General features: G+C 60.0%; 19 protein-coding genes. 9 read left to right on the top strand and 10 right to left on the bottom strand.

Annotated elements, in window-relative coordinates; genetic code table 11:
• Positions 1-48: 48 nt before the first annotated feature.
• Both pilB and B5M06_RS08055 read right to left on the bottom strand, forming a co-directional pair.
• The gene (gene pilB, locus B5M06_RS08050) at positions 49-1,791 is read right to left on the bottom strand and encodes a type IV-A pilus assembly ATPase PilB (protein ID WP_054067380.1); all 1,743 of its coding nucleotides are present in this window, start codon (positions 1,789-1,791) and stop codon (positions 49-51) included.
• A gap of 149 nt (positions 1,792-1,940) precedes the next feature.
• Complete coding sequence (locus B5M06_RS08055) at positions 1,941-2,870, bottom strand: polyprenyl synthetase family protein (RefSeq protein WP_054067381.1); 930 nt, start codon at positions 2,868-2,870, stop codon at positions 1,941-1,943.
• A gap of 211 nt (positions 2,871-3,081) precedes the next feature.
• Between B5M06_RS08055 and rplU the strand changes: the two genes are divergently transcribed.
• From rplU to proB, 4 genes are all read left to right on the top strand, one after another.
• A complete protein-coding gene (gene rplU / locus B5M06_RS08060) occupies positions 3,082-3,393 on the top strand; it encodes a 50S ribosomal protein L21 (protein ID WP_054067382.1) in 312 nt (103 codons plus the stop codon).
• A gap of 18 nt (positions 3,394-3,411) precedes the next feature.
• Positions 3,412-3,672, top strand: coding sequence for a 50S ribosomal protein L27 (gene rpmA, locus B5M06_RS08065; protein WP_054067383.1), 261 nt, complete (start codon positions 3,412-3,414; stop codon positions 3,670-3,672).
• A gap of 159 nt (positions 3,673-3,831) precedes the next feature.
• Positions 3,832-4,905, top strand: coding sequence for an Obg family GTPase CgtA (cgtA, locus tag B5M06_RS08070; RefSeq protein ID WP_054067384.1), 1,074 nt, complete (start codon positions 3,832-3,834; stop codon positions 4,903-4,905).
• 81 nt (positions 4,906-4,986) lie between these two features.
• A complete protein-coding gene (proB, locus tag B5M06_RS08075) occupies positions 4,987-6,123 on the top strand; it encodes a glutamate 5-kinase (RefSeq protein ID WP_054067385.1) in 1,137 nt (378 codons plus the stop codon).
• Between the two features lie 55 nt (positions 6,124-6,178).
• On the opposite strand, the gene B5M06_RS08080 is transcribed toward proB, so the two are convergent.
• Positions 6,179-6,841, bottom strand: coding sequence for an RNA pyrophosphohydrolase (locus B5M06_RS08080; RefSeq protein ID WP_054067386.1), 663 nt, complete (start codon positions 6,839-6,841; stop codon positions 6,179-6,181).
• 94 nt (positions 6,842-6,935) lie between these two features.
• Here B5M06_RS08080 and B5M06_RS08085 point away from each other — a divergent pair, with 94 nt between their 5' ends.
• Together B5M06_RS08085 and B5M06_RS08090 are read left to right on the top strand one after the other, a co-directional pair.
• On the top strand, positions 6,936-8,678 hold the full coding sequence (locus tag B5M06_RS08085) for a proline--tRNA ligase (protein WP_054067387.1): 1,743 nt from the start codon (positions 6,936-6,938) through the stop codon (positions 8,676-8,678).
• Positions 8,679-8,755: 77 nt separating this feature from the next.
• Complete coding sequence (locus tag B5M06_RS08090; protein ID WP_240184048.1) at positions 8,756-9,400, top strand: transglycosylase SLT domain-containing protein; 645 nt, start codon at positions 8,756-8,758, stop codon at positions 9,398-9,400.
• A gap of 137 nt (positions 9,401-9,537) precedes the next feature.
• On the opposite strand, the gene paeA is transcribed toward B5M06_RS08090, so the two are convergent.
• The 5 genes from paeA to hemA all read right to left on the bottom strand — a co-directional run bounded on the left by paeA (position 9,538) and on the right by hemA (position 14,974).
• Positions 9,538-10,992: a polyamine export protein PaeA gene (paeA, locus tag B5M06_RS08095; protein WP_054067388.1), complete on the bottom strand. Its 1,455-nt coding sequence runs from the start codon at positions 10,990-10,992 to the stop codon at positions 9,538-9,540.
• Between the two features lie 203 nt (positions 10,993-11,195).
• Complete coding sequence (gene grxD, locus B5M06_RS08100) at positions 11,196-11,519, bottom strand: Grx4 family monothiol glutaredoxin (protein WP_054067389.1); 324 nt, start codon at positions 11,517-11,519, stop codon at positions 11,196-11,198.
• A gap of 57 nt (positions 11,520-11,576) precedes the next feature.
• A complete protein-coding gene (gene prmC / locus B5M06_RS08105) occupies positions 11,577-12,431 on the bottom strand; it encodes a peptide chain release factor N(5)-glutamine methyltransferase (RefSeq protein ID WP_054067390.1) in 855 nt (284 codons plus the stop codon).
• A gap of 61 nt (positions 12,432-12,492) precedes the next feature.
• A complete protein-coding gene (gene prfA, locus B5M06_RS08110; protein ID WP_054067391.1) occupies positions 12,493-13,575 on the bottom strand; it encodes a peptide chain release factor 1 in 1,083 nt (360 codons plus the stop codon).
• Positions 13,576-13,678: 103 nt separating this feature from the next.
• On the bottom strand, positions 13,679-14,974 hold the full coding sequence (gene hemA / locus B5M06_RS08115) for a glutamyl-tRNA reductase (RefSeq protein ID WP_054067392.1): 1,296 nt from the start codon (positions 14,972-14,974) through the stop codon (positions 13,679-13,681).
• Between the two features lie 71 nt (positions 14,975-15,045).
• On the opposite strand from hemA, the gene B5M06_RS08120 reads away from it, so the two are divergent.
• Positions 15,046-15,330 (top strand): hypothetical protein, encoded by a 285-nt coding sequence (locus B5M06_RS08120; RefSeq protein WP_054067393.1) that lies wholly within the window; start codon positions 15,046-15,048, stop codon positions 15,328-15,330.
• Positions 15,331-15,351: 21 nt separating this feature from the next.
• Here B5M06_RS08120 and B5M06_RS08125 read toward each other — a convergent pair whose 3' ends face one another.
• Entirely contained in the window at positions 15,352-16,260 is a 909-nt protein-coding gene (locus B5M06_RS08125) for a LysR substrate-binding domain-containing protein (RefSeq protein WP_054067394.1), read from the bottom strand.
• Positions 16,261-16,379: 119 nt separating this feature from the next.
• Between B5M06_RS08125 and B5M06_RS08130 the strand changes: the two genes are divergently transcribed.
• A complete protein-coding gene (locus B5M06_RS08130; RefSeq protein ID WP_054067395.1) occupies positions 16,380-17,363 on the top strand; it encodes a tripartite tricarboxylate transporter substrate binding protein BugE in 984 nt (327 codons plus the stop codon).
• Positions 17,363-18,265, top strand: coding sequence for an N-formylglutamate amidohydrolase (locus B5M06_RS08135; protein ID WP_054067396.1), 903 nt, complete (start codon positions 17,363-17,365; stop codon positions 18,263-18,265). Before B5M06_RS08130 ends, B5M06_RS08135 begins: the two co-directional genes overlap by 1 nt.
• Before the next feature lie 141 nt (positions 18,266-18,406).
• On the opposite strand, the gene ugpQ is transcribed toward B5M06_RS08135, so the two are convergent.
• Positions 18,407-19,183: a glycerophosphodiester phosphodiesterase gene (gene ugpQ / locus B5M06_RS08140; RefSeq protein WP_054067397.1), complete on the bottom strand. Its 777-nt coding sequence runs from the start codon at positions 19,181-19,183 to the stop codon at positions 18,407-18,409.
• Positions 19,184-19,235 lie beyond the last annotated feature (52 nt).

Below are 19,235 nucleotides of genomic sequence, written 5' to 3' on the forward strand. Positions count from 1 at the left end.
GATGCTGGAACCGGCCGCTTATGTCTGCAGCCGTATTCACGCGGACACTTATAGGTTGGTAACTGCCAGAACTTCTTCCAGCGAGGTAACGCCTTGCCGGACCTTGTCCAAACCTGATTCACGCAAGGATTTGACGCCTTCGCGCTTGGCCTGGTTGGCAATGTCCAGTGCGGAGCCATCACGCAGGATGATTTGCTGTATTTCTTCGCTGATGGGCATGACCTGGTAGATGCCGACGCGGCCCTTGTAGCCATTGTTGCAGGCGCTGCAGCCTACGGCCTTGTACGGCACCCAGGAGCCGTCGAGCTGGCTTTCTTCAAAGCCTGCGGCCAGCAGCGCTTCCGTCGGGACATCGTGCGGCTGCTTGCATTGGGGGCACAGGCGACGTGCCAGACGCTGGGCCGTAATCAGGATGACGCTGGAGGCGATGTTGAACGGTGCTACCCCCATGTTGCGCAGACGCGTCAGCGTGGTGGGGGCATCGTTGGTGTGCAGGGTCGAGAGCACCATGTGGCCGGTCTGTGCGGCCTTGATGGCGATGTCTGCAGTTTCCAGGTCACGGATTTCACCGACCATGATCACGTCCGGGTCCTGACGCAAAAACGCCTTGAGCGCAGCAGCAAAGGTCAGGCCCGCCTTGTCATTGACGTTGACCTGGTTGACCCCCGGCATGTTGATTTCGGAAGGGTCTTCAGCGGTCGAGATGTTGACGCCTGGCTGATTGAGGATGTTCAGGCAGGTGTAGAGCGACACCGTCTTGCCCGAGCCGGTGGGGCCGGTCACCAGAATCATGCCGTAGGGACGATGGATGGCATCGAGCAGGCGTGCTTTTTCTTCGGGCTCATAGCCCAGGGCATCAATGCCCATCTTGGCGCTGTTGGGGTCCAAGATACGGATGACGATTTTTTCGCCAAACAGCGTGGGCAGGGTGGACACACGGAAGTCAATCACCCGTTCAGGGCCGACCTTGAGCTTCATGCGGCCATCCTGTGGCACGCGTTTTTCCGAAATGTCCAGACGTGAAATCACCTTGATGCGCGAGGCCAGCTTGTCCTTGATGGTGATAGGTGGCGAGGCAATTTCACGCAGCTCACCGTCCACACGAAAGCGCACGCGGTAGTTGTGCTCATACGGCTCAAAGTGCAGGTCCGATGCGCGCATGTTGACGGCATCGATCAGCATCTTGTGCAGGAATTTGACAACGGGAGCATCTTCTACGTCCGAAGCGCTGCTGTCCTTGTCCTCCTGCTGGGGAGCTTCCTTGGTATCGTCGAACTGGAATTCGTCGTCTGCAATATAAGTGTCCAGCGCTTCCGTGACGCTTTTGTGTGCGCTCTCAATGAGTCTGACCAGTTTGTCGTGCTCGGCAATGATCCAGTCAATGCCCATCTGAGAGGCAAATTTGATTTTTTCCGTGGCTTCCTTGTCGGTGGGGGCCGCCGTGGCCACGATCAGGCGGTTGCCGCGCTTGCACAGCGGCAGCACATGGTGGCTGGTGCACAGCTTGGGGTCGAGCAGATCCTTGGGCAGCAGCAGCGGGTCAATGGCGTTCAGATCCAGCAGTGGCGTGCTGAAGATCAGCGAGATCTGGTGGGCTAGTTCTGCGGCAGAGAAATGGCCGCTGCTGACCAGCTGCGCTACAAAGCTGCTTTTGCTGGCAGTGGCCTTGAGGGCGACTTCACGAGCAGTAGCTTCTGATAGCTGCCCAGCACTGACTAAAGCACGGGCTAAGCCCGGAAGCTGCATGGTGCCAGTCGGTGCAAGTGATGGGGCGTTGGTAACAGCAGTCATGAACCCAGTTCGGAAAATGTTGTGTCGTTCGCATCATCCTCTATCACCGGGGTAGCTGTACAGGTGCAAAAAGCCTGTTGTTGCAGGCTTTTGCGGTTCATTTGATGTGTGTGAGGGTCGCGTTCTGTGGTTCTGCGACCCTCAGTGGCTCAAGTGCGGCGAAGCAGGAGCTGCGATGCGAGTTGTTCCATCGCCTGAGTATAGGCATTTTGCGGAAGCTGACCCAGGGCGGCGATGGCACGCATGGCCTCATCGTGTGCGGCCTGGCGTGTTGCATCCAGTGCACCTGTGGTTTTGACAATATGCAAGATGGCCTGCAGCTGATCGGTGGAGCCTTGCTCGATGGCATGGCGAATCAGCTGTGCATCGTCTGCACTGGCGCGCTGCATGGCAATGATCAGGGGCAGTGTGCATTTGCCTTCGCGCAGGTCGTCGCCCAAGTTCTTGCCCATTTCCTGTGCATCACCGTCGTAGTCCAGTACGTCGTCAATGATCTGGAAGGCTGTGCCCAGCGCCTGACCGAAGGTGGCGCAGGCGGCTTCTACTTCCGCAGAAGCATCGGCCAGAATGGCTGCAATCTGTGTGCTGGCTTCAAACAGCTTGGCGGTCTTGGAGCGGATGACGTGCAGATACCCCGTCATGTCCAGCGAGGCGTCATGCGTGTTGATCAGTTGCTGTACTTCGCCTTCGGCAATCACGTTGGTGGCATCCGACAGCACCTGCAGGATGCGCATATTGCCGGCTTCCACCATCATCTGGAACGAGCGGGTGTGCAGAAAGTCGCCCACCAGCACGCTGGCAGGATTGCCAAACGACTCATTGGCTGTGGGGCGGCCTCGGCGCATGGTGGACTCGTCCACCACATCATCGTGCAGCAGGGTGGCCGTATGAATCAGCTCCACCACGGCGGCCAGTGAATACTTGCGCTGATCGGCATTGCCCAGGGCATTGCTCACCATCAGAAGCAGCGCAGGGCGCAGCCGTTTGCCGCCTGCTGCAATGATGTACTGCGAAATCTGGCCGATCAGAGGCACGCTGGTGGTCAAGCGCTGTGCGATGACGCGGTCAACCACCTGCATGTCATCGGCAATCAGAGCGAGTGGATTGGGGGTAAGGTTTGTTGTAGTCAAGGTAGTCGCCACCAAGAGAGTCGCTGGATTATAGGAAGAGCTTAGCCTTATTCATCAGGGAATATTCAGGAGGCTTAGACGCCGACAGGTGTTTACGCGTACAATAGTCGGCTTCCGTGGAAATCCGTCTACGGAGACTCAAGAATCGAAAGAGGTTTACATGTACGCGGTCATAAAAACCGGTGGCAAGCAGTATCGCGTTGCCGCTGGCGAAAAAATCAAGGTAGAACAGATTGCTGCGGACGTAGGCCAGGAAATCGTGATCGACCAAGTTTTGGCAGTCGGCAACGGCGCTGAACTGAAGGTTGGCACACCCCTGGTGTCCGGCGCTACTGTGAAGGCAACTGTGGTTGCTCACGGCAAGCACGACAAGGTGCGCATCTTCAAGCTGCGTCGTCGTAAGCACTACGCCAAGCACCAAGGCCATCGCCAGCAGTTCACTGAGCTGCAAATCGTGGCGATCGCCGCTTAATTCCTAAGGAGCTAAGTCATGGCACAGAAAAAAGGCGGCGGCTCTACGCGCAACGGACGTGATTCCAAGCCAAAAATGCTTGGTGTTAAGGCCTTCGGTGGCGAACTGATCAGCGCAGGCTCGATCATCGTGCGTCAGCGTGGTACCAAGTTCCACCCCGGTGCGAACGTCGGTATGGGCAAGGATCACACTTTGTTCGCTCTGGTGGACGGCCATGTGTCTTTCGAGACCAAGGGCGCTCTGTCTAAGCACACTGTCAACATCACGCCTGCTGCTTAAAGCGCGCGTTATCTGACATCACAAAGCCCCGATGTTTCGGGGCTTTGTTGTTTGCGCAGGAACGAATGCCCCTGCGTGGCAGGCCAGCGATATGCTTGGCTTATGCTTTTGACTGGCACTCAGGGTGCCAGTCTTTGTAATGAATCACGGGAAAGCCTCATGAAGTTCGTCGATGAAGCCTATATTGAAATTGCCGCGGGCGATGGTGGTAATGGTGCAGCCACGTTCCGACACGAAAAATACAAGGAGTTCGGCGGACCTGATGGCGGGGATGGTGGCCGTGGTGGCCATGTCTACGCTGTGGCCGACCCCAACCTGAATACCTTGATTGACTACCGTTATTCCCGCCGCCACGAAGCGCAGCGCGGCGAAAACGGTATGGGCAATGACATGTTTGGTGCCGCAGGCAAGGACATTACCTTGCGTTTTCCTGTAGGCACCATCATTGCCGATCAGGAAACCGGAGAGGTGCTGCACGAGCTGCTCACACCCGGTGAAAAAATCGTGCTGGCCCGCGGTGGTGACGGCGGTTTTGGCAACCTGCGCTTCAAGAGTGCGGTCAACCGTGCACCTCGCCAGAAAACACCGGGCAAGCCTGGTGAGCGCTTCAGCCTGAAGCTGGAGCTGAAGGTGCTGGCCGATGTGGGCCTGCTGGGCATGCCCAATGCGGGCAAGTCGACGTTCATTTCGTCGGTGTCCAATGCACGCCCCAAGATTGCAGACTACCCCTTCACCACGCTGCACCCCAATCTGGGCGTGGTGCGCGTCGGCCCCGAGCAAAGTTTTGTGATTGCCGACATTCCCGGACTGATCGAAGGCGCTTCGGACGGTGCGGGCCTGGGTCACCAGTTCCTGCGCCACCTGGCTCGTACCCGCCTGCTGCTGCACATTGTGGATCTGGCACCGTTTGACGACGGCGTGGACCCTGTGGAGCAGGCCAAGGCCATCGTGGCAGAGCTGAAGAAGTACGACGAAGAGCTCTACAACAAGCCCCGCTGGCTGGTGCTCAACAAGCTGGACATGATTCCCGCCGAAGAGCGTGCCGCCAAGGTCAAGGACTTTGTGAAGCGCTACAAGTGGAAAGGGCCGGTCTACGAGATCTCTGCGCTGGCACGCGAAGGCACGGAACGTCTGGTGCAGGACATCTTCAAGCATGTGCACGTGCAGCAGCAGATCGAACAACCTCAGGAAGCAGAGTACGATCCACGTTTCGCTGGCGATGCGCCAGAGTGAAACAGCACGTCATAGTGCTCTTGGATTAATAGCTGCTAGCGCTTGATGCACAAGCGCTAGCGCCTTAAAAAGCTCATAAGAATGTCTTCCCGTGTTCTGCAAGATGCGCGTCGCATCGTTGTCAAAGTAGGTTCCAGTCTGGTCACGAATGAGGGCCGGGGGCTGGATGAAGCAGCGATTGAGGAATGGTCTCGCCAGCTGGCGGCCCTGGTGCATGGAGATGACGGTGTTCGCCGCGAGGTGATCATGGTCTCCAGTGGCGCTGTGGCTGAAGGCATGAAGCGTCTGGGCTGGGCAACGCGTCCCAAGGAAATTCACGAGCTGCAGGCCGCCGCCGCCGTGGGGCAGATGGGGCTGGTGCAGATGTATGAAACCAAGCTGCGTGACTTCAAGGTGGGCAGTGCCCAGGTGCTGCTGACCCATGCGGACCTGGCAGACCGGGAGCGTTATCTGAATGCACGATCGACCTTGCTGACGCTGCTCAGGCATGGTGTGGTTCCGGTGATCAACGAAAACGACACCGTGGTCAACGACGAAATCAAGTTTGGTGACAACGACACCCTGGGTGCGCTGGTGGCCAATCTGGTGGATGCCGATGCCTATGTGATCCTGACCGACCAGAAGGGCCTGTACACCGCAGACCCGCGCCGCAACCCTGACGCCCAATTTGTGCACGAAGCGCAGGCTGGCAATCCGGAGCTCGAAGCCATGGCCGGTGGCGCAGGCTCCAGCATTGGCAAGGGCGGCATGCTGACCAAGATTCTGGCAGCCAAGCGTGCCGCAGGCTCGGGCACTTCGACCGTGATTGCCTGGGGCCGTGAGCCCGATGTGCTGCTGCGCCTGACACGTGGTGAAGCCATTGGCACGCTGCTGGTTGCACCCACACACAAGAACCAGGCGCGCAAGCAGTGGATGATGGACCACCTGCAGCTGCACGGCTCCGTCATCATTGATGCAGGTGCGGTGCGCAAGCTGCAAAGCGAAGGCAAGAGCCTGCTGCCCGTGGGCATGGTTGCGGTGGACGGTGAATTCTCGCGTGGCGATGTGATTGCCGTGCGCGATGCACACGGCAAGGAAGTGGCGCGTGGCCTGGCCAACTACTCCAGTGCCGAAGCACGGCTGCTGTGCAAGCATGCTTCGTCGGAAGTGGAGCAGCTGCTGGGCTACCGTGGCGAGCCCGAGATGGTGCACCGCGACAATATGGTGGTGCTGCACTGATTGAGCACGGCCCAAGAAAAAAACCGCTGCACGGAGAGACCGTACAGCGGTTTTTTTATCCCTGGAAGTGGGTGTTCTGAGGATCTGGATCGAAGCTGGCGCCGGGCGGCAATTCCATGTGGCTATTGTTCAAAAGCCCTGGGTTGCGCAGTGCGGGAGCGGGGCGGCTGGTGGGAACACCGGGTTCAGGCAGTCCATCACGAGGTCGCATGCCGCTGCGCAAAAAGCGGTTGCGCTGCTGTTCGGCGCGGGGCACGTAGCGTGCCAGTTCTGTGAGTGCCATTTCATACACGCCGCGCTTGAATTCCACCACCACGTCCAGTGGTACCCAGTAGTCGTTCCAGCGCCAGGCATCAAACTCTGGGTGGTCGGTAGCGCGCAGGTTCAGATCCCAATCCTGGCCGAGCAACTGGAGTAGAAACCAGATCTGCTTTTGGCCTTTGTAGTGACCTCGCGCATCGCGGCGTATGAAACGATCAGGCACCTCATAGCGCAACCAGTCCCTTGTACGGGCGACCACGCGAACGTGGTTGGGCTTTAACCCCACTTCCTCGTGCAGTTCTCGGTACATGGCCTGCTCGGGTGTCTCGCCCCGGTCAATACCGCCCTGTGGAAACTGCCAGCTGTGGGTGCGTATGCGTTTGCCCCAGAACACTTGGTTCTTCTGGTTGAGCAAGATGATGCCTACGTTCGGGCGAAATCCGTCCCGGTCAAGCATAATCGAACCCCAATTTTCTAGATTGCGTTCATTATGCACGGCAGTCTGGGATCGGCAAGGTTGCCGCATTGATATCCCGTTCAGTATCTCCCTCATGAAAGCCTCCCAATTTCTTATCTCCACCCTGAAAGAAGCTCCGGCGGACGCCGAAGTGGTCAGCCACAAGCTCATGATGCGGGCTGGCATGATCAAAAAGCTGGGTGCTGGCATTTACAACTACATGCCCATGGGCCTGCGCGTGATCCGCAAGGTCGAAGCCATCGTGCGCGAAGAAATGAACCGTGCAGGTGCCATGGAGACCACCATGCCCGTGGTGCAGCCTGCCGAGCTGTGGCAGGAAACGGGCCGCTTTGACAAGATGGGCCCCGAGCTGCTGCGCATCAAGGACCGCCACGGCCGCGACTTTGTGATCCAGCCCACTTCCGAAGAAGTGGTGACGGACATCGCCCGCCAGGAGTTCAAGAGCTACAAGCAGCTGCCCAAGAACCTGTATCAGATCCAGACCAAGTTCCGCGACGAGCGCCGTCCCCGCTTTGGCCTGATGCGTGGCCGCGAGTTCATCATGAAGGACGCCTACTCCTTCGACAAGGACCGCGACAGTGCCCAGATCAGCTACCAGACCATGCGCGCGGCCTACCAGCGCATCTTTGACCGCTTTGGTCTGCAGTACCGTGCTGTGCGTGCCGATTCCGGCGCGATTGGTGGCGACCTGAGCGAAGAGTTTCAGGTGATTGCTTCTACGGGTGAAGACGCCATCGTCTACTGCCCCAACAGCGACTACGCCGCCAATATTGAAAAGGCAGAGTGCCTGCCTCCCGAAGGCCCACGTCCTGCGGCTTCCAAGCCCATGGAAAAGGTGGCTACACCCGGCAACAGCACCTGCGAAGCCGTGGCCGAGCAGCTTGGCCTGCCCCTGCAGCAGACCGTGAAGTCCTTGGTACTGGCTACGGACGAGCTCAACGAAGAAGGCGAAATCGTCAAGACCCAGGTCTGGCTGCTGCTGCTGCGCGGCGACCATGAAATGAATGAAATCAAGGTCGGCAAGATTGAAGGTCTGGCCAACTTCCGTTTTGCGTCCGTGGCGGAAATCGTGGACCACTTCGGTTGCGAGCCAGGTTACCTGGGCCCCGTCAACCTGAAGAAGCCCGTGAAGCTGGTCGTAGACCGTGAAGTGGCGGTGATGGCGGACTTTGTCTGCGGTGCCAACGAGGTGGACTTCCACCTGGCCGGTGTGAACTTTGGCCGTGATCTGCCCGAGCCAGAAGTGGTGGCGGATCTGCGCAATGTGGTCGCAGGCGACAAGTCCCCAGACGGCAAGGGTGAGCTGGCGATTGAGCGCGGCATTGAAATTGGCCACGTGTTCTATCTGGGCACCAAGTACTCCAAGGCCATGAATGCCACCTTCCTGGGTGACAACGGCAAGCCCCAGTTCTTTGAAATGGGTTGTTACGGCATTGGTATCACCCGTCTGCCTGCTGCGGCTGTGGAACAGAACCACGACGAGCGCGGCATGATCTGGCCCGATGCTATCGCCCCCTTCACCGTGGTGATCTGCCCCATCGGCATGGGCCGCAGCGAAGCTGTGAAGGCCGAAGCTGAAAAGCTCTACAGCGAGTTGCTGGCTTTGGGCGTGGACGTGATGCTGGACGACCGCGACGAACGTCCCGGTGCCATGCTGGCCGACTGGGAACTGATCGGCGTGCCCCACCGCGTGGTGCTGGGTGACCGTGGTCTGAAGGACGGCGTGGTGGAATACCAGCACCGCCGCGATACCGAAGCGACCAAGGTGGCTACTGGCGAAGTACTGGCCCATCTGAAGGCCAAGCTGGGCCTGTAAGCCTTGTGCTCTGTGCTCGGGCCTGCCGTTGCGGTGGCCTGAGCATGCTTCACTGAGAGAGGTGCTCCATGCGGAATATGCTGTCCCCATCCTGCACTGTGTCGCGACGCCAGTGGCTGCGTCTGGCCGCTTCGTGCGCGGTGGGCAGCAGCGCTGCCAGCGTCTGGGCTGGCTCTCAGCTGGAAGAGCCGCTGGCTGACTCGGTGCGCAGCGCCCTGAGCGCTGCCGTGCACGACCCCAGTCCACCGGAGCCGGTCTTTGCCAGCACCGAGGCGCGCATGGACTATCTGCGCTGGCTGGTGGCCATCAGCGACCGTCTGCGCAGCCGCATGCCTGATCTGGAAGTGCGCAAGGAGTTTCTGCAGACCGCCTGGTACGAAGCCAAGCGTGCGGGGCTGGATGTCTCGCTGGTGCTGGGTGTGATCCAGGTGGAAAGCAGTTTCCGCAAATATGCGGTCTCTTCGGCGGGTGCCATTGGCTTCATGCAGGTCATGCCTTTCTGGGTGCGGCTGATTGGCGATGGCAACCCCCATGTGCTGTTCCAGACCCAGGTGAATCTGCGCTTTGGCTGCGTCATTCTGCGGCACTATCTGGACATGGAGCGTGGTGATCTGTTCATGGCGCTGGGCCGCTACAACGGCAGTCGCGGCAAGAGCGCCTATCCGGATCTGGTGCTGCGTGCCCAGAAGCAGTGGCTGTATGAGCCAGAGAGCAGCAGCTGAATGTTTAGCTATTAAAAGTTAAGCGCCTAGCGCGCAAAAAATAAGGACTTCAAAGGTAAATGCCTTTGAAGTCCTTTGTTTGTGAGCGCTGGCAGCTATTGTTTTTAAGCTGCCAGTTGCCCAGCTGTGTTGCGCCTTCAGGGCACTATAGGTGTTTGTGGGCTGGTTGCGCCTGGCTTGGCAGCAGGTGCGGTCTCTGCCTGCGCACTGTTGTCTGCGGGGGCCTCGGCGGCGGCAGAAGCTGCTACGGCTGCCATGGCAGACAGGGCCGAGGCAGGGTCAACCAGCTCGGAGCCATGGGGGGCGTCACGCAGGCGTGAGACCAGCACCTGGTCGATGCGGTAGCTGTCCACGTCCATGACTTCGAAGCGGTAGCCGCCCCAGTCCACGCTGTCCGTGCGGCGTGGCACGCGGCGCAGCATCACCATCAGGAAGCCCGCGAGGGTTTCGTATTCCTCTTCATGAGGCAGCTCTTCGAGGTCAAGCACGCGCATCACATCATCAATCGGCGTGATGCCGTCGATCAGCCAGGAGTGCTCGTCACGCTGAATGATCTGCTCTTCATCGTCCGGCGAGACCAGGTCGCCCATCACCGTGCTCATCACGTCGTTGAGCGTCACCACGCCCACGACCAGGCTGTATTCGTTGAGGATGACGGCAAAGTCTTCATGGGCCTGTTGGAACTGGTCCAGCACCTCAGCCAGCGTCAGCTTGTCGGGCACGATCAGCACCTTGCGGATCAGGCTGTCGTCCAGCAGCGAGATGGGCTGGTTGTTGAGCACGCGCTGGAACAAATCCTTGGCGTCCACATAGCCGATGACGTGGTCGATATCGCCTTCGCACACGGGGTAGGTGGAGAAGGGCTCTTCGGCAATGCGTGCGCGAATCACATGGTCAGGGTCATCACGCAGAAAGTAGGCCACGCTGTCGCGCGTAGTCATGGCCGAGGCCACGGTGCGAGTGTCCAGCTCAAAGATGTTGGCAATGGCCTGCTGTTCACGCTCGGCCAGCACACCGGCGCGGGCACCGTCTTCGGTCATGGCCAGGATGTCGTCCGAGGTGATCTGCTCGTTGCGCTTGTCGGGCAGGCCTGTCATGCGGATGACGGCATCGGTGATGCGGCTGTAGAACCACACCACGGGGCGAAAGATGGTCATGCACAGCAGCATGGGGCGCAGCACCACCAGCAGCAGGCGCTCAGGCTCGACCATGCTCAGGCGGCGGGGCAGCAGGTCAGCAAACAGGATGAACAGCGAGGTGATGAGAAAGAACGAGGTCACCGAGCCCAGGTTTTGCGCCATGCTGGGGCCGATCCAGTCGTCCAGCAAATCGGTGAGCGGGGCGCTGAACGTGCTTTCACCGACGATACCGCCCAGAATCGCAATCGCGTTCTGACCGACTTGCACCACGGTGAAGTAATCACCGGGCTGCTCCTGCAGTTGGATGGCTTTTTCCGCGCGAGGGTCGCCTTCGTCGGCCATCTGACGCAGACGCAGACGACGGGATGCGGCCAGAGAAATCTCGGCCACGGCAATAAAGGCGCTGGCAGCAATCAACAACGCAATGATGAGCAGGCTTTGGGTGAGAGTCATAAGTCAGGGGAGTGGCTGGTGACGGCCGAATGTCACTGGGTTGCATGCCTCCTTCGCATGCCGGCGTTGAACATTGCTTCGTACCGCTGCCCTGCGGTCGAGAACGAAAAAACCGCCCACAGGGGCGGTTTCAGATAAAGCAGGGGCCATGCCAGTCGCACTGGTCATTGGGCTTGGCATGGTCCCGGCGGTGCGCATGTGCTTTAGGCTTCGCCGTTGATCACTTGCTGCAGCTCGCCCGATTCGTACATCTCCATCATGATGTCCGAGCCGCCGATGAATTCACCGCGGATGTACAGCTGAGGAATGGTGGGCCAGTTGCTGTAGTCCTTGATGCCCTGACGGATTTCCTGGTCTTCCAGTACGTTCACCGTGGCGATGGCCTTGGGGTCTACGCCGCAGGCCTTGAGAATCTGCACCGCACGGCCGGAAAAGCCGCACATGGGAAAGCTGGCGCTGCCCTTCATGAACAGCAGGATGTCGTTGTTTTTGACCAGTTGGTCAATGCGTTGTTGTACGTCGCTCATGGGTTCTCCTTGCAGGGGAGCTGGCCAGTTTTTGTGCCAGCAGTGCCTGACATTATTTCACTGTATTGGGGCGCTGGCTGTTAGCGGGATTTGGCCACCGGTGCAGCGTTCAATGCCTGCCAGGTCCTGGCGGCTGTGCACTTCGGTAAAACCAGCTTCACGCAGCAGCTGCTGTACGGCCTGTGCCTGGTCCCAGCCATGCTCCAGCAGCAGCCAGCCACCGGCCTTCAGATGCGCAGGAGCCTGGGCAATGATTGTGCGGATGTCATCCAGGCCATCTTCGCCGCTGGTCAGTGCGTGGCGGGGCTCGTGGCGCAGCGCTGGCATGTGGGTGTCATCTTCGCGGATATAGGGCGGGTTGCTGGCAATCACATCAAACACGCCTTCGACCTGCTCCAGCCAGGAAGACTGCACAAAGTGCACAGGCAGCTGCAGGCGCTGGGCGTTGGCCCGTGCCACGTCCAGCGCATCCTGGCTGAAGTCCACGGCAGTGACGGCCGCATCCTTGCGCTGGCTTTGCACCGCCAGGGCGATGGCGCCGCTGCCGGTGCCCAGGTCAATCACCGCAGGTGCAAGCTTTTTTTCAATCACATCCAGCACCCATTCCACCAGCGTCTCTGTGTCGGGGCGCGGATCGAGCACGCGGGCATCCACTTGCAGCGGCAGACCGAAAAATTCTTTGCAGCCTGTCAGATAGGCCACGGGCACACCATCCAGGCGCTGGGCGCACAGCGCTGCAAACTGTGCCTGCTGCGCAGGCGTGAGGGCATCATCGTCATGCGTGAGCAGCCAGGCGCGACCGGCACCGGGCTGGCCGATGGCGTGCAGCAGCAGCATCTGCGCATCAATGCGCTCCAGGCCCAGTTGGTGGGCGTGGAGCAGGGCTTGGCGCAGTGTCAGAGAAGTATTCACTTTGTATAGCTGTTAGCGCAGGTGGGATAAGCCTTGAAGGCCAATTTGGCTGTGAAAGGCTTTAGCTGTTGACTTCCAGTTCTGCCAGTAACTCGGCCTCACGTGCCTGTTTGAGGGCCTCGATCACATCGCCCAGGTCACCTTCCATGATATTGAGCAGCTTGTACAGCGTCAGATTGATACGGTGGTCCGTCAGGCGGCCCTGCGGGAAGTTGTAGGTGCGGATGCGGTCGCTGCGGTCACCCGAACCAATCAGGCCCTTGCGCAGCGCGGCTTCCTTGGCTTCGCGTTCCTTGCGCTCCTTTTCCTGGATACGGGCCTGCAGCACCTGCAGTGCCTTGGCTTTGTTGCTGTGCTGGCTGCGACCGTCCTGGCACTCGGCCACGATGCCGGTGGGAATGTGGACCACGCGCACTGCGGAGTCGGTCTTGTTGATGTGCTGGCCACCGGCACCGCTGGCGCGGAAGGTGTCGATGCGCAGATCGGCAGGGTTGAGGGTGATGGCCTGCTGTGCATCGGGCTCGGGCATCACGGCCACCGTGCAGGCACTGGTGTGGATGCGGCCCTGGGTTTCGGTGGCAGGTACGCGCTGCACGCGGTGGCCGCCAGATTCAAAGCGCAGCAGGCCGTAGACGTTGTCGCCCTCGATGCGCAGCACCACTTCCTTGTAGCCGCCCAGCTCGCTTTCGTTGGCGCTCATGATTTCCACCTTCCAGCCCATGTTGGCGGCGTAGCGGGTGTACATGCGGGCCAGATCGCCGGCGAACAGGGCGGACTCATCACCGCCCGTACCGGCGCGGATTTCCACATAGGCGGGGCGCTGGTCGTCCGGGTCCTTGGGCAGCAGCAGGCGCTGCAGCTCGTCTTCGAGCCTGATCAGTTCGGCTTCACCGGCGGTGATTTCTTCCTGCGCCATGTCAGCCATGTCGGGGTCATCCAGCATCTCACGGGCCGTGGCGATATCGGCTTCGACCTGCTGGTAGCGCCTGTAGCGGCCTGCGACGGCGGTGACATCGGCATGTTCACGCGAGATGCGGTTGTACTGCTGCATGTCGCCCATGATGTCTTCGCGCGAGAGCAGAAAGTCCAGTTCTTCAAGGCGCTGGGCATAGCGCTCCAGCTGGGTGCGCAGGAATGGTTTCATGGTCAGTCTGAGAGGGGGGAATGCTACACAAAAGGTAGCTGGAAGCGCCTGTGTGGCAGGCGCTGTCAGGTGATTTGGCGCTAAGCCGGAGCAGACAGGGGCGCTAACGCTTGCCGGCCTTGCCGGAGCGCAGGAACAGTCTGGAGACGGTGTCCACCGTCTGGGCGCGCTCGTCGGGCGAGCCCTTGTGCAGGGCAGCCAATGTGCCGTGCAGCATTTTCTGGGTCAGGCCGCGCGACAGGGCGTCGAGCACGGCGTCAATGTCTTCACCCTTGGCCAGCAGCTTCTTGGCTCGGGCAATTTCCAGCGCCCGCCATTCGTCGGTCTGGGCGTTGAGCTGCTGGATCAGAGGCACCACGCCGCCCTGGGCGCGCTGCTGCATCCATTGCACAAAGTTGCGCACACCGGCGTCGATGATGACCTCGGCCTGTGCCACGGTGGCCTGGCGCTGGGCCTGGGCTGTGCGCACTACGCTGGCCAGATCGTCCACGGTGTACAGATACACGTCGCGCAGGTTCTTCACCTGGGGTTCGATGTCGCGGGGCACAGCAAGGTCCACCATGAACATGGGGCGGTGCTTGCGTTTCTTCAGCGCGCTTTCAATCGCACCCAGGCCAATGATGGGCAGGGTGGATGCTGTGCAGCTGATGATGGCGTCGTATTCGTGCAGGTGGTTGGGAATCTCGGCCAGCGGCATGACGCTGGCGCCAAAGCGCTCGGCCAGCTTTTCGCCGCGCTCCATGGTGCGGTTGGCAATCGTGATCTGGGCGGGGCGCTTGGCGGCAAAGTGGGTGGTGGCCAGCTCAATCATTTCGCCAGCGCCCACGAACAGAATGCGGATCTGGCTCAGGTCTTCAAACAGCTGACCGGCCAGGCGCACGGCGGCGGCGGCCATGGAAATCGAGTGTTCGCCAATTTCGGTGGAGGAGCGCACTTCCTTGGCCACTGCAAAGCTGCGCTGAAACAGCTGGCTCAGCGTAGAGCCCAGCGCACCAGCTTCTTCTGCGGCACGCACGGCGTTTTTCATCTGGCCCAGAATCTGGGTTTCGCCCAGTACCATGGAGTCCAGACCCGAGGCCACGCGGAAGGCGTGGCGGGCTACGGAGCCATCTTCGAGCAGGTAGGAGTGCGAGCGCAGCACATTGGGGCTGACGCCACCGGACTGGGCCAGCCATTGCAGGGTGTGATCCAGCGCTGGCGCGCCTGCAGCGCAGTAGATTTCAGTGCGGTTGCAGGTGGAGAGGATGGCGGTTTCCACCTCAGGATGCTGCGTTGCACTGGTCAATGCACTGCGCAGCCCATGCAGCGTGGGTGCGATTTGGTCGATCGCAAATGCAAAACGGCCCCGTAGATCCAACGGTGCCGTGTTGTGGTTGATGCCTAAAGCCCAGACTGCCATAGGGCGTGATTATAAAATTTGCTGCTGTTTTGCGCTGCCCATGTGTTCAAAGCCTTGATCTGTGTCATTTCATGTCTGCCCTTGACTTTCTTATTCATCTGTTGAGCTTTGTTGCACCCGCGGTGTTTGTCGCGGCAGTGCTGGCTGCCGGAGCCCGTCTGGTATGGCGCAAAAAAGAACACTTGCTGCCATGGTATTGGATGGCAGGCATCAATGCCTTGCTGGGCATTGTGGTGCTGGCCATGGGGCTGGTGCTCAGCGGGCAGGACGGGCGCATGATGACCTACGCTGCCCTGGTGCTGGCGCTGGGCAGTTGCCAGTGGCTGATGTCGGGCGGCTGGCGCAAGGGGCGCTGAGTCACGCCGCTTCTGTATGGTTTACTGCTCCACGGCATAGCGCTGGTTGTCTGTGGCTGCCTGTGCCAGCAGCCACTGGCGAAAATCTTCCATGGCATGCGAAGCGGGGCGTCCCGCAGGCTGGCACAGAAAGTAGCCACGCTCCAGCTGAAACGGCCGATGTATGGGAATGGCGATGCGCCCGGCCAGCAGATCATCTTCTATCAGGCAGCGTTGCACCACGGCCACGCCCATGCCTGCAATCACTGCCTGCACCAGCATGCCGACCTGCTCAAAGTCCGCCACAGGGGCAGGGCAGGGGCCGTCACAGCCCATTTTTTCAAACCAGCGTGACCAGTTATCCGGGTAATTGGTGTGGGCCAGCAGCGGGCGTCGCAGTAAATCCTGGGGGCGGCAGATGCTCAGCGCATCCTGCGGCAGGCAGATTGGCACCAGATCGCGGCCTATGAGGTAGTCAGCCTCTACGGTGTCAGGAAAGGGCATGCTGCCAATGCGAATCCAGGCGTCAATGTCAGGGGCGGTCAGCGGATCATCGCGCCGATAGGGAGCGAAGGACAGCACGGTATCCGGATGGCGTGCATTGAAGTCCGGCAGGCGCGGAATCAGCCAGTGGCTGAACAGCGTGGGTGGCATGGACAGGCGCACGCGGCGGCCTTCGCGTTTGCGGCGCATGGCCTGGGTGGTGGATTCGATGGTGAAGATGGCCGGTGCAATCGCATCCAGATACTGGCGGCCTGCCGTGGTCAGCACATTGCGCTTGCCCTGGCGCTCGAACACGGCAAAGCCCAGATGCTCTTCCAGGCGCGCAATCGCACGGCTGATGGCGCCCTGTGTGACCTGCAGCGATTCGGCTGCCTGCGTGTAGCTGCCCAGGCGTGCGGCCTGCGCAAAGGCATGGAGTTCGGAAATCGAAGGGGACTGCAGTCTCATGCCTGAATTATTACCTTTGGTAATGCATGCTTGTTTTTTTGTCTCTTTTCACTTTTTTACAAGCAGAAAAGAATGTGTGCATTCTTCTCATACCTGTTCCCCAACCTAGGAGAAACCCCATGAATCTGCGCCGCACTCTGCTGAAGACTGTTGCCGCTGCTGCCACCATGGCTGCCATTGCACCTGCTGTCTGGGCCGCTGATAACTATCCTAGCCGCCCCATCAAGCTGATCGTGCCTTTTGGGGCAGGTGGCTCTACCGACATCGTCGCCCGTCTGCTGGCTGACAAGATGGGCCCCATCCTGGGTCAGGCGGTGGTGATTGAAAACAAGGGCGGTGCAGGTGGCTCCATTGGCGCTGCGGAAATTGCCAAATCGGCCCCTGATGGCTACACCATCGGCATGGCGACCGTATCTACCCACGGCTCCAACCCTGCCATCATGAGCAAGCTGCCTTATGACGCGCGCAAGGACTTTGCGCCCATCACCAATGTGATGGCTGTGCCCAGCGTGTTTGTGGTGCACCCCAGCGTGCCTGCCAACACCATGCAGGAATTCATTGCGCTGGCCAAGAAAGAACCCGGCAAGTACAGCTTTGCCTCCCCCGGCACGGGTTCGCTGGGCCACGCCAATATCGAGAACTTCATGAACCTGGCTGGCATTGAGCTGCTGCATGTGCCTTACAAGGGCGCTGGCCAGGCCCTGAATGATGCGCTGGGTGGGCAGGTCAATGCCATGACCGATAACCTGTCTTCTTCGCTGACCAACATCAAGGCTGGCAAGCTGCGTCCCTTGGCGGTGCTGGGTCTCAAGCGTGCAGAGGTATTGCCTGATGTGCCCACCTACACCGAGCTGGGCTTCCCCGAGATGGGTGATGGCGGCTGGTTTGGTCTGGTCGCGCCTGCTGGCACACCCAAGCCCATCATTGACAAGCTCAACGCTGCTGCGCACCAAGTGATGCAGGACCCCGACTTCCAGAAGAAGCAAAAGGAAATCGCGGGTGAGGGCATGGGCAACTCCCCCGAAGAGTTTGCCAAGCAAATTGATGCGGCTATTGAGCGCTACACCGCTGTGGCCAAGCGTGCCAACATCAGAATTGACTGATGCAAGACTTGCCTGAATTTTTGAAGCCCCGCCCGGATGCGCCTGTACTGGTGCATCCGCCGCAGGGTGAAGTACTGCCGCTGGTGTGTGACTCTCCGCACAGCGGCACGGCCTACCCGGCTGACTTTGGCAGCTGCGTGCCCTTGCAACTGCTGCGCCGTGGTGAAGACTCGCTGGTGCAGCAGCTGTGGGAAACCTTTCCCGAGCACGGTGCGACGCTGATTGAGGCCACTTTTCCTCGCACCTACATTGACCCCAACCGCGAGGAAGGCGACATCAACCCCGCCATGCTGGATGGGGTATGGCCCGAGCCTTTGACACCCAGCGTGAAGACGCAGCAGGGGCTGGGGCTGATCTGGGAAAAGATCAGCCAGGCGGGCAAGGCAACCCCCATGTACGACCGCAAGCTCAGTGTGGCGGAGGTGCAGCAGCGCATTGAGCGCTACTGGCGCCCCTACCATGCGGCGCTGGCACAGGCTATCCGCTGGAGTGTGGACCGCTTTGGTGGTGTGTGGCACATCAATCTGCACTCCATGCCCAGCGATGTCTTTGTGCGTCTGGGCCAGCCCGAGCGCCAGCTGGCGGACTTTGTGCTGGGGGACCGTGATGGCACCACCTGCGACCCGGCCTTTATCCGCCTGATTGGCGAGACGCTGCAAAGCCAGGGCTACAGCGTGGCCTACAACGACCCGTACAAGGGCGTGGCGCTGATTGGCCGCATTGGGCAGCCTGAGTACCAGCGCCATAGCCTGCAGATTGAGATCAACCGCCGTATCTATCTGGATGAAGACACGCGTGAGCCCAGTGCCAACTTTGCGCAGGTGCAGCAGCATCTGCAGGAAGTAATGCGTGTGGTGGCGCAGCATGTGCGTGAGCAGATGCAGTATCTGCCCCGTAGCTGATCACCAGACAGACGGGCATGAAAAAAGACCTCTCCAGTCGGAGAGGTCTTTGTTTTTATAGCGGCTTGCGCTTGTCAAACAATCATTTCAGATGGTTTTGATTCTGAAATTGGCTTTTTGCAAGCGCTGGCAGCTATTGTTTTAGATGTTTGCACCGCTTTGTGCAGGGCTGAACAGGTCCACACGGTCGGTGATGATGGCGTCGGTGCCCAGATCGATCAGGCGCTGTGCCGCCCATTCGTCGTTTACCGTGTAGCTGCTGCAGCGCAGGCCTGCACCATGCACCTTGGCCACCAGCTCGGGTGTCCACAGCGCGTGGTTGAGCACCATGACCTGGCAGCCCAGATCCAGGGCGATCTGCAGGTCGGCATCGCCCGAGCTATCGGCCAACTTGTCCACCAGCAGGCCGCGGGGGATATGGGGCGCGACTTCCTTGGCACCCTGGAGTGCATCAGGCTTGAACGAGGTGAACAGCGGCTGCACTTCTGTCTGTGGCCAGATCTTGTTCATCAGCGCACCGCAGGCGCGGCCGGTTTCCAGTTCCTGGCCGGGCGTGGGTTTGATCTCCACGTTCAGGAAGTAGTGGTTGGCCAGACACCAGCGGCTCAGCGCTTCCAGCGTAGGCAGGGCTTCGCCAGCAAAAGCACGCGAGTGCCAGCTGCCTGCGTCCAGCTGGGCGATCTCACCCATGGTCAGGTCGCTGCCTGTGCCCTGTGCATTGGTCGTGCGGTTGAGCGTGGCGTCGTGCATCAGGAACAGCACGCCGTCCTTGGAGAGCTTGGCGTCGCACTCGAACATGCGGTAGCCGTAGTGTGCGCCCAGGCGGAAGGCGCTCATGGTGTTCTCTGGTGCCAGCTTGCCAGCACCGCGGTGGGCCACCCAGCGGGGGTAGGGCCAGGGTTTCAAAGCAGTAGTCATTGTGATCAATGATGCAGTCATGAAAAAAGCGCCGCCAGCAAAGCTGGGGCGC

Origin of the sequence: Comamonas kerstersii, assembly GCF_002056725.1 — a bacterium.
Classification (GTDB): Bacteria; Pseudomonadota; Gammaproteobacteria; order Burkholderiales; family Burkholderiaceae_C; genus Comamonas; species Comamonas kerstersii.